This is a genomic window from Devosia lucknowensis (genome assembly GCF_900177655.1).
Taxonomy (GTDB): Bacteria; Pseudomonadota; Alphaproteobacteria; order Rhizobiales; family Devosiaceae; genus Devosia; species Devosia lucknowensis.
The window spans coordinates 775917-791376 of record NZ_FXWK01000001.1; the positions used below are offsets into that span (position 1 = coordinate 775917).

The 15460-nt window shown below is 63.6% G+C and carries 10 protein-coding genes; 5 read left to right on the forward strand and 5 right to left on the reverse strand.

Annotated elements, in window-relative coordinates; translation table 11 throughout:
* Positions 1–152 precede the first annotated feature (152 nt).
* Positions 153–1571: an MFS transporter gene (locus CCK88_RS03660; protein ID WP_086469169.1), complete on the forward strand. Its 1419-nt coding sequence runs from the start codon at positions 153–155 to the stop codon at positions 1569–1571.
* Positions 1572–1704: 133 nt separating this feature from the next.
* Entirely contained in the window at positions 1705–2997 is a 1293-nt protein-coding gene (locus CCK88_RS03665; protein ID WP_086469170.1) for a diguanylate cyclase, read from the forward strand.
* A gap of 47 nt (positions 2998–3044) precedes the next feature.
* On the opposite strand, the gene CCK88_RS03670 is transcribed toward CCK88_RS03665, so the two are convergent.
* The gene (locus tag CCK88_RS03670) at positions 3045–5048 is read right to left on the reverse strand and encodes an aldo/keto reductase (RefSeq protein WP_086469171.1); all 2004 of its coding nucleotides are present in this window, start codon (positions 5046–5048) and stop codon (positions 3045–3047) included.
* 216 nt (positions 5049–5264) lie between these two features.
* Between CCK88_RS03670 and CCK88_RS03675 the strand changes: the two genes are divergently transcribed.
* Positions 5265–6179 (forward strand): helix-turn-helix domain-containing protein, encoded by a 915-nt coding sequence (locus tag CCK88_RS03675; protein ID WP_086469172.1) that lies wholly within the window; start codon positions 5265–5267, stop codon positions 6177–6179.
* A gap of 11 nt (positions 6180–6190) precedes the next feature.
* Positions 6191–8287, forward strand: coding sequence for a CHASE2 domain-containing protein (locus tag CCK88_RS03680; RefSeq protein WP_086469173.1), 2097 nt, complete (start codon positions 6191–6193; stop codon positions 8285–8287).
* Here the strand turns inward: CCK88_RS03680 and CCK88_RS18745 are convergent.
* The 3 genes from CCK88_RS18745 to CCK88_RS03690 all read right to left on the reverse strand — a co-directional run bounded on the left by CCK88_RS18745 (position 8284) and on the right by CCK88_RS03690 (position 12792).
* Entirely contained in the window at positions 8284–8409 is a 126-nt protein-coding gene (locus CCK88_RS18745) for a hypothetical protein (RefSeq protein ID WP_280173802.1), read from the reverse strand. The genes CCK88_RS03680 and CCK88_RS18745 overlap by 4 nt on opposite strands.
* A gap of 49 nt (positions 8410–8458) precedes the next feature.
* Positions 8459–9568, reverse strand: a complete 1110-nt coding sequence (locus tag CCK88_RS03685; RefSeq protein WP_086469174.1) for a CehA/McbA family metallohydrolase — start codon at positions 9566–9568, stop codon at positions 8459–8461.
* Between the two features lie 137 nt (positions 9569–9705).
* Positions 9706–12792, reverse strand: coding sequence for an alpha-mannosidase (locus CCK88_RS03690; protein ID WP_086469175.1), 3087 nt, complete (start codon positions 12790–12792; stop codon positions 9706–9708).
* A gap of 184 nt (positions 12793–12976) precedes the next feature.
* Between CCK88_RS03690 and CCK88_RS03695 the strand changes: the two genes are divergently transcribed.
* A complete protein-coding gene (locus CCK88_RS03695; RefSeq protein WP_086469176.1) occupies positions 12977–14023 on the forward strand; it encodes a LacI family DNA-binding transcriptional regulator in 1047 nt (348 codons plus the stop codon).
* On the opposite strand, the gene CCK88_RS03700 is transcribed toward CCK88_RS03695, so the two are convergent.
* Entirely contained in the window at positions 14020–15219 is a 1200-nt protein-coding gene (locus tag CCK88_RS03700; protein WP_140048874.1) for an ROK family transcriptional regulator, read from the reverse strand. The genes CCK88_RS03695 and CCK88_RS03700 overlap by 4 nt on opposite strands.
* Positions 15220–15460 lie beyond the last annotated feature (241 nt).

The window sequence follows — 15460 nt, forward strand, 5'->3', positions numbered from 1 at the left end:
GGGCCACCCCCGCACAAGGCGGCACAAGGGTGTAACCATCCGCTCTCATGCCGCTCGAAAGAAAATCCACCTCCTGCACACCGATTGTGCATTTCCAAACCCGCCACGGCATATTAAACAAGACAGGACTTGGATAATCGGAAATCGCCGTCATGTCGGACACAGTTGAGGGCCGCTGGGCCGAAATTTTCGGACCCCGTTACCTGCCGGTAACCACTATTCTGGCTCTTGGGGTCACCCTTTTCGCGTTCAACGCCTTTCTTTCGGCTGCGGCCTTGCCCTCTGCCGTGCACGAATTGGGAGGGGTCGAGGTCATTTCCTGGGCCACCACCCTCTATCTGGTCTTTGCCATCGTGGGCGGTGCCGCGGCCGCCCTGCTCAAGCGCCGCCTTGGGTCGCGGGGCTCCCTGATCGGCCTCGCCGCGGTCTTTCTCGTGGGTACGCTGGTCGCCGCGATCGCCGGCGACATGACGCAGGTGCTCGTCGGCCGCGCCGTCCAGGGCTTTGGCGAGGGCGTCGTCGCGGCCTTGTGCTTCGCGCTCATTCCCGAACTGTTCCCGAGCCGTCTCGTCCCCAAGGTCTTCGGCATGCAGGCCGTGGTCTGGGCCGTAGCCGCCTTTGGCGGACCGGCCGGGGCAGGGGCGCTGACCGAACTGATTTCCTGGCGCGCTGCCTTTCTCATCAACGTCCCCTTCGTTCTGATTTTCATCACCATGGTCCTGCTCGTCGTCCCGCGCGGCGAGAAGTCGGTCGAGGCCCACGGCTTTCCCGGCGTGCGGCTTCTCACTATCGGCGCCGGCACCATGCTCGTTGCGCTGGCAGCCGTTGTCGAACCGGCACAGGCAGCGCTCCTCCTCGTCGGTGCAGCGGCCTTGCTCGGGCTGGCCGCGTGGCTGGACCGCCGCGCCACCCAGCGCCTCATGCCGCCGGACGCCTTCTCGCTGAATACGGCCGTCGGCTCCGGCCTCTGGGTTTTCCTGCTCATGCCCGTCGCCGGCGCAGCCACGGCCGTCTATCTCATCATGCTGCTCCAGCAATTGTGGGACTACGGGCCGACCCAGGCCGCCGTCACCGGTGCTGTCATGGCGGTCGCCTGGAGCCTGTCTTCGGTCACCGTGGCCAATGTCCGCCAGCGCGCCACCCGCCGCATCCTTATTCGCACCGGCCCGCTTCTCCTCTGCCTGGGACTGGTCCTGGTCCTTATGGGCCTCGAATGGACCCAGCTGCCGGTCCTGCTCGTCGGCCAGGCGCTGATCGGCATGGGGTTTGGTATTTCCAATGGCTACATCATGCTCACCATCATGGAAGCCAGCACCGATGCCGAGCGCGATCGCACGTCGGCCCTGTTGCCCACCACCCAGTCCGCAGGTAACGCACTGGGCGCCGCCCTTGCCGGCGTTGCTGCCAATGCCGCGGGCTATCCGCTTGCGGTCGAGAAGTCCGACGTCCTGGGCTCGATCATTCCGCTTTTCGTCATGGCCGCCGCGTTCGCGATCCTTGCCTTCCTCGCCGCCCTTCGCATGGTGCAGCTTGCCAAGACCACGCCTCTGGCGACCTTCGCAGAGGAGTAAATCCAACCAGGTCTTTGCGGCTCGACTTAACGGGCTGCAAAGACCTTTGTGACAAGTGTCGTTTGACCCCAGTCACTTAGCTCCAGGAACCGCGCTATTGCCGGTTGAGCTCCATACTCCGAAGGCGCATCCAATGCTCAAATTGCTCAAGGCTCGTTCCCTGCGCTTCTGGGTCGCGCTTGGCATGGTCGTCGCCCTGGCGCCACTGACACTGTCCGCCGTCATCGGTCATTTCGTTCTCAATGGCAGCGTCATCTCCGCCTTCGACGATGTCGCCAAGCGCCAGCGCAGCGAACTCGGCCCCCTGCAGGATTTGCGCATTCTCGTCTGGGATACGCTGATCCCCATCGATGAATACGTCAATGAAGGCGGCCCGCAGCAGCCGCTGCTGTTCCGCGAATTGCGCAGCCGCATCGAGACCGGCTTCGTCGATATCCGCGTCCAGTTCGCCGATGATGCCGACGCGCTGCTCCACCTCGACAATGCGTTCGAAAGCTGGGAAGTCGCCCAGAACCTGGCCACCACGCTGACCGCGGATGCGCTTGCTCCAGACGATCCGGAAGCCGAGCGGCAGGCCAAGCTCTTTCACGCCAATATCGCAGCCACATCGGATCGGCTTGGGCAAGCCTTCGACGTCATCCAGGCGAAAATTGCCGCCGAGCACGATGCGGCGGTGAAATGGTCCGAGGATGCCGGCCTCGTCCTCGCAGTTGCTCTCGGCCTGTCGCTCGTTGCCGTCGTGGCCGGCGTCGTGCTTGTCGGTCTCATCATGTCCCGCAGCGTCGATCGTCTTGTCGATGGTGCTGCGCGCTTCGCCAATGGTGACCGCGATCACCGCATTGATATCAGCGTGCCCCCCGAACTCAGCCGCGTCGCGCTCGAATTCAACCGCATGATTGCGCGCATCGATGCCTCGGAAACCGCGCTGGCCGGCCTCGCGCGCGTCGACGAATTGACCCAGTTGCTGAACCGCCGCGCCTTCGACGAAGCACTTGCCCGTCTCCATGCGGGGATTGTGAGTGGCTCCGCAGCTGGTGCTTTGCTCACGCTCGACATCGACCACTTCAAGGCGATCAACGATACGCACGGACACGCGGCCGGCGACGCGGTGCTGCGCAGCTTCGCTGCAACGCTGCGCAATTCAGTCCGCGCCGGCGATCAGCTTTATCGCATCGGTGGGGAAGAATTCGCGATCATTCTGGCTGGAGCAGGTCCGGACAAGGCGGTGGATCTCGCCAATCGCCTGCGTGAGGCTGTATCGGCGCAGCCGATACCCTATCGCGACGTCAAGATACCAGTGACGGTCAGCGTCGGTGCGGCAATGCTTTCGGGTGACCTGACCCCAGCGGAGCTGCTCGAGGCAGCCGATGCTGCGCTCTACAAGGCCAAGACCGACGGGCGCAATCGTGTGGTGCTCAGTAGCTGAACATGCCGAGGCGCCGCTCCAGGGGCGGCGCCTTCGCTGTGTTGCTTTTAGCCTTCCAGCCACTTCACCTGTTCCGGGGTCAGCTTGATCTCGAACGCCTTGAGGCTGTCTTCGAGCTCCACCAGGCGACGCGGCCCGATCAGAGGCACGCTGGGGAAGGGCTGGGCCAGCACATAGGCCAGCGCCACATGGATCGGGTTGTGCCCGAGTTGCTTGGCCAGTTCGATGGCCCGATCGCGGCGGCCAAAATTCTGCTCATTGTACCAGACGCGAACCAGTTCCTCGTTGTCGGTCTTGTCCCGGCCGGCAAGGTCGGTGAAGAAGCCGCGTGCCTGGCTCGACCACGAGAAGTTGGTGACCTGGCGATCGATCAGCCACTGCTTGAAATCAGGTGTCGCGGCAGTGACGCAGCCGCCCCAGATCGGATCGAGCATCTCGGCCAGCGCAAAGTTGTTGCTGAGCGCCTGCGGCTTCGTCTTGCCGGTGCGCTCGGCATAGGCGATCGCCTCGTCCATGCGCTCCTTGGTCCAGTTTGAACCGCCGAACGGCCCACGGATACGGCCGGCCTTGACCTCGGCATCCATCGCATCGACGAACTCACTCACCGGCACATCGGTATTGTCGCGGTGCATGAAATACACGTCGACATAGTCCGTCTGCAGGCGGTCGAGCGACTGGGTCAGCTGCTTGCCGATGACATCGGGGTAGACGAGCGGCGAATGCGCACCCTTGCCGATCACCACGGCCTCTTCGCGGACGCCGCGACTTTTCTGCCATTCGCCGAACAACTTTTCGGTGTACCCGCCCGCATAAATGAAGGCGGTGTCGAAGATATTGCCACCACGCTCCCAGAACGCATCGAGCAGGATCGCGCCCGATGAGAAAGTCCGGAAATCCTCGAAGCCCAGAGCCACGGCCGATGCAGGCTTGTTGAGGCCGGGGATCGTGCGCTTTGGGATAATCCCTGTATTCGGCCCGAGCTTGCGATTGTCGATCGTGTTGACGCGGTTGGTGTGTTTTTCGACCGAGTATTCGATCCCTGCATCCTTGCGCCACTGGTCGAGTACGCGCGCATTGCCAAGGCTGTCGGCCCAGGTCATGCCCGGCGCTGGAAACTCCTGCTTGCCTTCGAGAATGGCCAGCGATGCGGCATCCGCCTCGAACGAATAGACATGGGCGGTTTCATTGACCGAAACCGTCTCGGTCTTGTCGCCCTTGATGATGTCGATCCGGCCCAGGCCCTGGTCGCGATTACCATTGGCAAACCAGAAGTCCGGCACTTCGATCCGGCCGTCCGAGCCATGGATGCGCAGCACATTGTCGAGGTTGGCCATGACGGCACAGGAAACCTGAGCGACGATGCCATTCTCGAAGGTCAGCAGCGCCGCTGCCCAGTCATCGGTCCCCTCGTCATTGAGCTTGGCCGTGCCCGAAACCTTCACCGGATCTGCAAATGGCTTGCCCAGTGCGGCGCCGGCAATCAGCCGCGCCATGGAAACCGGATAGCCGCCGACATCCAGGATACCACCGCCGGCGAGTTCCGAAGCAAACAGCCGGTGCTGCGGCTGGAATTTGCCCATCGAGAAGCCGAAGCTCGACTGGATCATCCGCACTTCGCCGATGGTACCGGATTTGATCAGGTCGATGAGCTGCTTCACCTGCGGGTGCAGGCGATACATGAAGGCTTCGCCGGCAAAGGTGCCGGCCCTCTTGTGCGCGTGGAACACGGCGTCGATTTCGTGCGCTGAAAGCGCCAGCGGCTTTTCGACCAGCACATGCTTGCCCGCTTCGGCCGCCTTGATCGCCCATTCGGCGTGCCCGGTATGCGGCACCGCGATGTAGACGGCGTCGATCTCCGGATCGGCGAGCAGTGCGTCATAGCCATGGACGACACGAACGCCCGGGAAGTCCGTAGCAAGGTTCGGCTTGCTGGGGTCGCGGGTCGCGATGGCCGCGAGCTCGCCATGCTGCGAACCGTTGACCCCGCCGCGGAAAGCCTTGGCAATGCTGCCCGGGCCAATGATGCCCCAACGAATTTTATTGTCAGTCATGTTCTTTCCTCGCCGGAGCGTCGCCGTTGCCGGGCTGCGTTTATCGGCCCGCGCGATGCTCGCTTCAATGTTTTACGTCGGGACGTTGCCCTTCAGCCCGGAGCCGCTGGTCTTGAACAAGCTTTTCAATTGCTCTTGGGTCACGTGATTTCTAAGTTAGCGCGCTCACAGATGACCTACCCCGATTTAGAGTAGGCGGACCGGGCGGAAAGTAAGATGGATTCTCCCCTCTATTACGAGCCTCGGGTGAACGGCGTCGAACGCCTGCCCACGGCCCTGCAGATGTTTGTGACGTCTCCACGCCTCATGAGGTCGGCCCACTGGCACGCCCAGGTGGAGGTGAACTACATCGTCCGCGGCTGGGCGCATTATCGCATGTCCGGTCACGAAGCCCGCTTCGCAGCTGGCGATTTCGCCCTCTTTTGGGGAGGCCAGCCGCATTGCCTCGATGACGCTTCGGACGACCTGGTCTATGCCGGAGGCCATTTGCCGCTCGTGCATTTCTTTCGCTTGCGCCTGCCATCCGATGTCCAGGCACGACTGATGCAGGGTTCCACCCTCGTCTCCAGTGCCACCGACGCTGCCGATCCGGTCAACTTCCAGCGCTGGCTCGACTACACCCGCTCGGGTGATCCCATGAAGGCCAGTCTGGCTGTCGATGAAATGCTTCTGCGGATCGAACGCCTGCGCTTTTCGCCCTACCGGCTTCTCCCGGATGTCGATCCCATCGTCGATGCCGACGGCCTCGACCAGCACACGTCGCCGATCGTCGTGCGTATCTGTGACTACATCGCCGGCAATTTTCGCGAGGAAATCGACTCCGTGGACATCGCCGTCGCGGCCGACATTCACCCCAAATACGCCATGACCGTCTTCAAGAAGTCGACGGGCATGACGCTCAACGACTACATCAACCTGCTGCGCCTTTCCTATGCTCAGGCCATGTTGATGCGCGACGATGCCAGCGTTCTGACCGTGGCGATGGACAGCGGTTTCGGGTCGCTCAGCGCCTTCAACAAGTCGTTCCGCAAAATGTCCGGCATGTCGCCCAGCGATTTCCGGCGCGATGTCCGTGGCCGTCCGGAAGTGGCGCCGGATTCGGCCCGGGTGGCCGACGTGCACTGCAACTAGGACCCGGCGGAATGGGGCGGCGGGGCTGGCTGGCAGTGCTCTTTGGCCTTGTGATTGTCGCAGGCCTCATCGTCATTCGCGCCGCTGATCCCTATATCGTCGTCGTCACCCGGGAGGCGACGTTCGATGCCTTCCAGCAGCTTCGCCCGCGCGAAGCGCCACCCGACCTGCCGATCCGCATCATCGATATCGACGAGGCTTCGCTGGCCGCCCTTGGTCAGTGGCCCTGGCCGCGCTCGCGCATGGCTGAGTTCTCGGCCCGGCTGACGGAAATGGGTGCGGCCGCCGTCGTCTTCGATCTTCTGTTCAGCGAACCCGATCGCATGTCCCCTCGGGCCATGACGGGAGCGGGCGATGACTACGACCTGCAGTTCGCCGACGTCCTGGCAACGGGTCCCACGGTGCTCAGTCTTGCCCAGAGCCGCCGCGCCGAACCGGCCAGTCTCGTTCCGAAGTCCGGCCTGGCGGTAACAGGTGCCGACCCCATGCAGGCCATGCCAGACCTGGGTGGCGTGGCCGAGCCGATTGGCATCCTTGCCGATGCCGCATCGGGCCTTGGCGTCGCCAGCCTCGATCGGATGGGGGCAGGGGTGGCGCGCCGTCTTCCCCTGCTGTGGCGCAGCGGCGACGCGGTCCTGCCGACCCTTTCGGTGGAAGCGCTGCGCGTGGCACTCGGCGTCTCCACGCTCCTCGTCATGGGCGATGGCGCCGGAACGGTCGAACAGGTACGGATTGGCGACCTCGCGATTCCCACCGGGCCGAGCGGGGACATGTGGTTGTACTACCGCACTCTGCAGCCTGACATCTACGTTCCGGCCCGGGACCTTCTGGGCGACGGCTATGCCGATCTGCAACCGCTCGTGTCAGGGCACATCGTCCTGGTTGGTGCCTCCGCCAGTGGCCTCTTCGATATTCGCACCAGTGCACTGGGCGAGGCCGTGCCTGGCGTTTCCATTCACGCACAGGCGCTAGAACAGATGCTGACCGGCACGTTCCTGCAGCGCGCCGACTGGGTCGGCGGAGTGGAGATGCTCGTCTTCGCCGCGGCGGGCCTTGTCATCGTCTTCGCCGTTGTCGTCGCTGGCCCGCTGCTCGGACTGGGCGTTTCGCTGGTCGTGGCCGCACTCCTGGTTGCCTTCAGCTGGTGGGCCTTCTCCGTCCCGCGCCTCTTGATCGACCCCAGCTTCGCCCTGATCGGGGCCTTGCTGCTCTACGCGTTCATGGCCTTTTTCCGCTTTACCGTGACCGATGCCGATCGACGGCGCATCCGCCGCGCCTTCGCGCACTATGTCGAGCCCCGGCTCCTGACGCGGATCGAGGCCGATGCGCGCCTCCTCAGGCTCGGGGGCGATATCAGGGACCTCTCCGTCATGTTCTGCGATGTGCGCAATTTCTCCGCCCTGTCGGAACGCACCGAACCATCGGCGCTTGTCGCCTTGCTCAACGGCCTGTTCGGTGTCCTGGGCACGGCCATCGTCGAGCGCAACGGCACCATCGACAAATTCATGGGCGATGCCGTCATGGCGTTCTGGAACGCACCGGTCGATGTGGACCGCCACGCCGAACAGGCGTGCCTCGCGGCCCTTGCCATGCGCAACGCCCTCGATCGCTTCAATGCCGACAAGCGCGAACCGATCGCCATAGGCATCGGCATCGCCACCGGTCCCGCGCTGGTCGGCAATATGGGCTTCGAGCAGCGCTTCGATTATTCCTGCATAGGCGATACCGTGAACGTGGCCAGCCGCATCGAGGGGCAATGCCGCGCGGTTGGCCACGATATTCTCGTTACCGCAGCGACCGCAGCGGCCGCGTCGGCCCTGGCCGTGCTCCCGGCAGGCTCGGTGGCGCTCAAGGGCATGAGCGACCGCGAGGACATCGCAATCCTGGTCGGCGATGCAACGATCGCGGGGTCACGGCCCTTCGCCGACCTCGCAGCTGCGCACGAAAAATTCCTGACCGACCTGGCGGCGGGGGCAGACACCAGACAATCGCTCGATGAATGCCGCCGCCTGGCGCTTGTGGTGGATAACAGACTGGGCCGCTTCTACGATGCCTGCCTCACCCGGCCAGCCGACTTCCGCCCGATGACCGAAGTGCACGGCGCCTAGAGGCGCCCGTGCCCCAGCATCGCCATGGCGCCGATCAGCAGCGCGCCGATGATCCAGATGGCGCCGGCCAGCATCGAGAAACCTTCGATGAAATCAAGGCCGGGGTCTTCTTCATGGTCCATGCGTCGTTCTCCTCTCGTGATTGCGCCGGTGTTCGTTCCCCGGCGTCCCTCAGAACTCCGGATCGTAGTTGAAGTAGATCGGATTGGACAGGGCGACCATATTCTGGCTGAGCGCCATGGAGTTGGGCACTTCGGGATAGGGCGCCTGGGGGCCTTCGATTTCGACGCGGTAATAGCTGCGATCGGTGGGCGAGGGGGTGTCGGTGAACCGGACGGTGCGGGTGGTGGCGTCGGTAAGAAGGGTCGCGAAATCGCTGCGGTTCTTGATGACGCGGACCTGGTAATTCGCGCCGGGAATGCCGCCGCCCAAGAGGCGGACTTCAAAGGTGACGTGGGCGCCGGTGGGGATGGCGTTGTCGCCCATCATCATGTCGAATTGGCCAGTTCCCGTGGTGTCTGCGAGGAGTTCGACGCGGGGGTTGTAGGGGTTGGAGCTGACCGAGGCGCGGCCTTGCTTGAGCGCTGTCAGGATCGCGGGTTTGCCGCGGTCGGTGGCGTAAATCCAGGTGGTGGGGGTGCCGACATAATTGCCTGATCGCTCGATGGTCAGGGGGACGATGAGGGCCGGGTCATCGGGCATGCCGTGGTGGGAATCGCTGCCGCCGCGGGCGCCGAGCATGCGGCCGGAGAGCAATTGATCGTCCCAGATGCGGACGCTCGGGATGTTCTTGGGCCAGATGCTGGTGTTCCAGATTTCGATACTGTCTGCGAGATCGAACGAGAACCCATAGTGGTTCTTGTGGTGCGGGTGATTGGCCGACCAGTGGATGCCGAGGTCGTGCTTGAGTTTGAGGAGATCCCAGTCCCTTGCATTGCGGGCGTCGAAGATGGCTTGGTGATCGTAAGGCTCGGCCGAGAGGATGTTGACGTGGCCGCGAGGGGCGGTGAGTTCGGCGCCGTAAAAGAGGAGCACGCTTTCGGATGTGTATTCGGGATCGGCCCAGGTGTTCTGGGCGACGGCGCCCTGGACGTGGACGTCGTGGTCGGTGATGGCGAGATAATCGAAGCCGAGCGTTTCGGCAAAGCCGATGATGCGGGATTGGGGGTTGTTGGAGCTGTCCGTCGAGTGCCGGCAATGCATGTGCCAATCGCCCTTGAGCCAGACGCCGTTATTGAAACCGGGGAGCGGGGGGAGTGTGCTGGGGAGGGGCGGGATCATGGGTTTTTCTCTTGGTCGAGGGCCCCCACCTAGCCTCCCCTGGGTAGGGGCAGCGACGGCGAAGGGGACGCTGAAGCTGAAGCGCAACACCGGTGCACCCCTCCCCCTTCTTCAGGGGGAGGCCGGGTGGGGGTGCCTCACCCCAAAGCGATGGTTTTGATCTCAAACGGTTTGAAGGCCAGGTCGATGGTTTTTGCGCTTTCGGCCAAGGTGGACGTGTCCGTCTCATAGAGATCGGTTTCCCTGATCCTTGTGGCGTTCGGCAGCGTCAGGGTGACCGTGCCGGCCTTGTTCTGGGTTTCCCAGAGGCGGAGGATCGTGCGCTTGCCGTCTTCGCTCTGCTTGACGGTTTCGATGGCGATCTGGTCGCTTGATAGGGTCGCGACGGAGGCCAGTGTCGGTGCAGTCGTTGCGGCGCCCGCGAGGAGGCAAAGCGGCTGGTTGAAGGCGGTGGCGGCGTTGTGGACCGCTTGCAGGTCGCCGGCGTGGACGAGGAGCGCGTAGCGCAGGCGATGTTCGCCCTGGTCGGCTTCTGGCCATGGGAAGACCGGGGATTTGACCAGGGTCAGGCGCAGGGTCGAGCCCTTGGCGTCATAGCCATATTTGCAATCGTTGAGCGCGGCGACGCCGAACCCGGCCTCGCTGAGATCGACCCAGCGGTGCATCGAGGTTTCGAAGCGCGCCTTGTCCCACGATGTATTGGCGTGGGTGGGGCGGGTCAGGTGGCCGAACTGGGTTTCGGCGCGGCTGACATCTGTGCGGATGGCGAGGGGGAAGCCGGTCTTGAGAAGCGTCTGGTGCTCGTGCCAACCCACCATGGTGTCGAATTCGAGCTGGCCGGCGTCGGCGGCGAGTGAGATCACCTGCACGATTCGGGAATTCTCATAGGTCCATTCGAAGCGGATGGCGGCGCGCCAGGGGCCGGTTTCGACGACTTCGGCCGAGACCAGGGTATCGACGGGCCAGGACTGGTCTTCGACATAGTCATCGATGTCCCAGGCGTCGAAATCGATCGGGATATCGCGATGGGCGACGAAGGCGTTTCCGAGCTTGCCGGGCTGGATGGCTTCGCGGTTGCGGAGTTTGTCGAAGAGCGAGGTGAGCTGGCCTCGGGTGTTGAAGGTGGCGCGGAGCGTGGCGTTTTCGAGGTGGGTGGGGGAGACGGAGAGCGTGGTTTCGGGTGCGGATGCCGTTGCCTCGGTGAAGGTCAGGGCAGTGGCGGAGAGGGGCGCGAAACCGGCGGAGGGGGCAACGGTTTCGGTTGAGCCGTCGGCGCATGTGATGGCTTGGGCCGTGACGGTCTCGCCGGCAACGACGATGGCCGACGTGCCGGTGGGAAGCGTCAGCAGATCGGTGCGGGTGAGGCTCGTGGAATTGAGGACCGTGTAGGTGCCGGCCGTCGCGAGGGGCGCGGCCAGTTGGTCGCGTAGGGCTGCGGCTTCGGAAAAGAACGCGGCGTAGTCGCGGTCGCTGTCTTCGTAGACGAAGCCGATGGAGGTGCCGGGCAGGATATCGTGGAACTGGTTGAGGAGGACCGTTTTCCAGAGCCGTTCCAGCGTGTCCTTGGGGTAAGCGATGCCATGTTGGCTCGCGAGGACGGCCAGAACTTCGAGATCGTGGAGGGTCTGCTCGGCGAGGCGATTGTTGCGCTTGTTTTTTGCGACCGAGGTCAGGGTGCCGCGGTGATATTCGAGATAGAGCTCGCCGACCCAGCTCGGAAAAGCGTCGGGCTCGTAGTTCATGCGCTCGACGAGGCGCTTGAAATAGGGCGCCATGGGCTCGTGCTTGATCTTTGGGCAGCCGGGAATGCCGCGCTCCATGCGGCGGACATTTTCGAGCATGCCGCGGGTCGGGCCGCCGCCGCCATCGCCGTGGCCATAGACAAGGAACAGTTCGTCGTGGAGGCCCTGCTGGCTGAAGCGTTTCCAGGTGCCCATGACGTGGCTGGGAACGAGATCGGGGCAATAGGTGGTGTTGATCCCGTCATATTCGTAACGCTGGGTCGTCAGGAAATACGCGGGGACCTTTGTGCCGTCCAAGCCCTGCCAGAAGAAGATTTCATGCGGCATGCGGTTGGTGTCGTTCCAGCTCATCTTGTGGGTGATGAAGACTTCGAGGCCTGAGAGGGCCATGAGCTGGGGCAGGGCGGCGGTGTAGCCGAAAGTGTCCGGAAGCCAGACGATTTTGGGCGTCACACCGAATTTTTCCTGATGATATTTGACGCCCTTGGTGATGTGGCGGACGAGGCTTTCGCCCGATGCGATGACGACGTCAGGTTCGAGCCAGAGCGCGCCTTCGATCTCGAAGCGGCCGGCTTCGACCTGGCCTTCGATACGGCTGAAAAGCTCGGGATAATCCTCCTCGAGGTAATCGAGCAGCACGCCCTGATTATACATGAAGCGGTAGTCGTCATATTCGTCCATGAGCGAGAGGGCGTTGGCCATGGAGCGCGCCATTTTCTGGCGGGTTTCGCGCACGCGCCAGAGCCAGGCAACGTCGATATGGGTGTGGCCGGTGGCGACGATCTGGGGCATGGCATCGGCGTCGGCCTCGGCATAGAGCGCGTCGGCGCGGGTGCGGGCGGCTTCAAGGCTCGCCGCAAAACGGTCGGGATTGCCGGGGCGGAGGTCGATGAGGTCGATGGCTTCATCGATATGGCGGAGGAGGCGGGCGCGACGGGCGTCGTCGGGTTTTAAGAGTCGAGCGACGTCGAGCGGGACCTTTAGGTCATAATAGACGATTTCGGCGAGGCGATCGAGGGTGACCAGTTCGACGGCAAGGCCGAGCTGGCGGCGGTTTTCGATCGTGCCGGCTTCGATGAGAATGTCGATGGTTTCGCCGCCGGTCGCCTTGGAGGTGATGCGGAATTCGCGGTGATTGCCATCGCCGCCGCTGGCGATCTTGCCATTGAGGCGCACGAGAAGCTGTGGATCGCTGCGGCCCATGACGGAGCCGAACTGGGCCTCGACGCGGCCGAAGACGGGTTTGCCCGCCATTTCCTGAGGCAAGGTGACAGAGCCGCCGAACCAATAATAACCATCGGGCTCGCCCCAGACGAGGTTTTGGTCGACGTCGGTCCAGCCGTTGCGATCCTCCAGCGCGGCGAGGTTGCGTTCGCCATTTTCGGCCCGCCGGTGCTTGAGCGGCACGAAGATGCCGGAGCGCTGGAAGATGCGCTCGCGGAGCACGGCGAGCAGGCGGTCGAGCTTGGCAATACGGGGCATGTTATCCGACCTCGGTGCGTGTGAGGGCTATGGTGAAGCGCGGGGAGCTTCGGGAAAAGGCGTGGTCGTCATGATTGACCCGGGAGGCCCTGCCGTCGATATAAAAGCTGCGCCGGGATGAACCTGGCTGCGAATCGGCCGCGCCGCATTGGTTGGTGCCGCATCGTGAACTATGTGAGGATCGATGGCGCGAGGCCTGGGAAAAGTTGGCATCAAGGATGTGGCCGGAGCCGCCGATGTTTCGGTGTCCACCGTGTCCCATGTCCTCAACGGCACCGCGCCGATTTCTGCCGAGGTTCGCGAGCGGGTCCTCAACGCGGCCAACGCCTTGGGTTATCTGGCCCAGCGGCGCAACAAGGCGGCCATCAGCGTCCTCCGCACCGTTCTTCTGGCCGTTCCCAGCGACGCGCTGCCCCTCAACGACTACAACCTCTACTCCTGGAGCTTGCTCAGCGCTCTGTCGCGTGAATGCGAACGCCGCGCCATTCGCATCGTGCCGTTCGAAATCGACAAGCCGGGCCTGGGCGGCGCAGTGCTTGTCGAGGCGGCGCGCAAGGCTGAGGCCGACGGCATTCTCCTGCTCAACGACGACCGCCCCGAACTCCTGCGCGAAATCGCGAAGTCGGGGATTCCCGCCGTCTTGATGAATGGCGAAGACCACGAGATGCAGGTCGACAGCGTCACGCCGGGCAACCGCTTCGCCGCGCGTCATGCCACCGATTGGCTGATCGGCCAGGGGCATCGCACCATTCTGCACATGACCTGGGAAGGCCGCGCCACGATCCGGCGCCGTCACGATGGCTTCCTTGAAGCGTTCCGCGTGAATGGAATCGCGCCCGATCATGCGCGCATTGCCTTGGCCGAGGGGTTTCTGCCCCACCTCGGGGAGCGGGCCATGTTGGCCTGGCTCGACCAGCATGACGGACTGGACGGCGTCACCGCCATATTCTGCGCAGCGGACAATCTGGCGCTTGGTGTCATCGAAGCGCTGAACCGTCGCGGTATCGCCATGCCCACCGATGTGTCCGTGGTTGGTTTTGACGGCGTTGCGTTGGGCGAATTCACCAATCCGCCGCTGACCACGGTCGCGGTGCCGCTCCAGCACATGGGCATGTCAGCGCTCAACCTGCTGGAATTGCGGATCGTCAATGCCACCTTGTCCCCTCCTGCGCATCGTCTGGAATTGGGGTGCCGCCTGATCGTGCGGAAGAGCGTGCGCAGCCTTCCCTAGTCTCGCTCGGGATGTGCGCCGAAAAGCGCCTTGAGCATGCTTTCGCGCGCCAGTTCGACCGCACCCAGAAGTCCCGCGCGCCCGCCCGAGTGGCTGCGCTGCAGGTCGATGTCCCGCGGCCAGGCTTGGGCAATCCTCAGGCGCACGCGGTCGATCAGTTCCATGCGTGAGCCGACGCTGCCGCCGAGCACGACGCGATCGGGGTCGACCAGCGCCAGGATGGCGAGCACGGCGCGCGCCACGTGATCCGCCGTGGTGTCGAGCGTTTGTATCGCTGCCTCTACGCCTTCGCTGGCAGCCTCGAAAATCTCGCGCACCGAATGGTCCGGCGATCCTCCGGATGCGACATAGGCGCGGCGAATTCCCGCCTCGCCGACGCGATCCTCCATGATCGCGCCCTGTCCGTCCCCTGCGAAAAGCGGCAGGTAGCCCACTTCGCCCGCGCCGCCATGCGCACCGCGCAATAGCTTGCCATCGACCACCAGCGCGCCCCCGATACCGGTGCCCAGGGCGACGAACGCCACGTTTTCGCGCCGCTGCACGTCGCTATGCACCAGTTCTCCGAGGAGCGCGAGGTTCACGTCATTGTCGATCAGCACGTCGACATCCAGCGCGGCCCGCAGCGCCTCGGCAAAATGCCCTTCCTGCAAGCCCGGCAGGTTGTCCGCGAAGCTCAGCGACGAATGCGTCGGATGCACCGCGGCCGGCACGCCCACGGCCAGCGCCCGCACGCGATAGCGCGGCATCTCAGCCGCCGCGCAGAGTGTATCGATCAGTCTGCTGGCCTGGTCAACGAGGTCGGCCAGACTTCCGCGGGAAGTGGGTTCGTTGATTTCGGCCAGGATCGTTCCACGCATGTCTGCGACCGAACCGGCAATTTTCGTGCCGCCGATATCGAGGCCGACAGCAAGCGCCGCCTGGGATTTGAGGCTGTAGCGACGTTCGGAGCGCCCGGGCGCCCCGCCGATCGCTCCGTCCACCGCAACGAAGCCGTTCTCTTCGAGTCCCGCCAGCAGTTCGGAAACCGCAAGCCGGGACAATCCGACGCGCTGGGCCAGCAGCGCACGCTGCGACCATTCCTCTTCCATCAGCGCCTCGGACAGGAGGCGCAGGTATCCGGCTTGGGAATTTTTTCGCGCCGACAGCGGCACCCGACGCGGGGGACGGGGCGTCTCACTAAGCTTCTGATGTTCCACCAAATCCCCTCCCAACGGCACTTTGGCCCCTATCGACTTGCCGCAAAACGCCGATCATTACAATCACCAAATGCAATTTTTTTCATCTTGATTGATGGGTTCGACGGTGCATAGTGTAGCGAACTTGCTGGAGCAATACGTTGGAGATCGTGCTGTTTCCGCAGGTAACGGAAGTTATCTTGGATCGACGCTGCCGCATTAATGCAAATATTTTAACCGGCTTTTGCGTCGTTCGACCGCT

Bases quoted from the DNA above. Each gene is read 5' to 3' on its own strand.
- CCK88_RS03695 (WP_086469176.1), top strand. From the start codon at position 12,977: ATGGCGCGAGGCCTGGGAAAAGTTGGCATCAAGGATGTGGCCGGAGCC.
- CCK88_RS03690 (WP_086469175.1), bottom strand. From the start codon at position 12,792: ATGCCCCGTATTGCCAAGCTCGACCGCCTGCTCGCCGTGCTCCGCGAG.
- CCK88_RS03675 (WP_086469172.1), top strand. From the start codon at position 5,265: ATGGATTCTCCCCTCTATTACGAGCCTCGGGTGAACGGCGTCGAACGC.
- CCK88_RS03680 (WP_086469173.1), top strand. From the start codon at position 6,191: ATGGGGCGGCGGGGCTGGCTGGCAGTGCTCTTTGGCCTTGTGATTGTC.
- CCK88_RS03665 (WP_086469170.1), top strand. From the start codon at position 1,705: ATGCTCAAATTGCTCAAGGCTCGTTCCCTGCGCTTCTGGGTCGCGCTT.
- CCK88_RS18745 (WP_280173802.1), bottom strand. From the start codon at position 8,409: ATGGACCATGAAGAAGACCCCGGCCTTGATTTCATCGAAGGTTTCTCG.
- CCK88_RS03660 (WP_086469169.1), top strand. From the start codon at position 153: ATGTCGGACACAGTTGAGGGCCGCTGGGCCGAAATTTTCGGACCCCGT.
- CCK88_RS03685 (WP_086469174.1), bottom strand. From the start codon at position 9,568: ATGATCCCGCCCCTCCCCAGCACACTCCCCCCGCTCCCCGGTTTCAAT.
- CCK88_RS03670 (WP_086469171.1), bottom strand. From the start codon at position 5,048: ATGACTGACAATAAAATTCGTTGGGGCATCATTGGCCCGGGCAGCATT.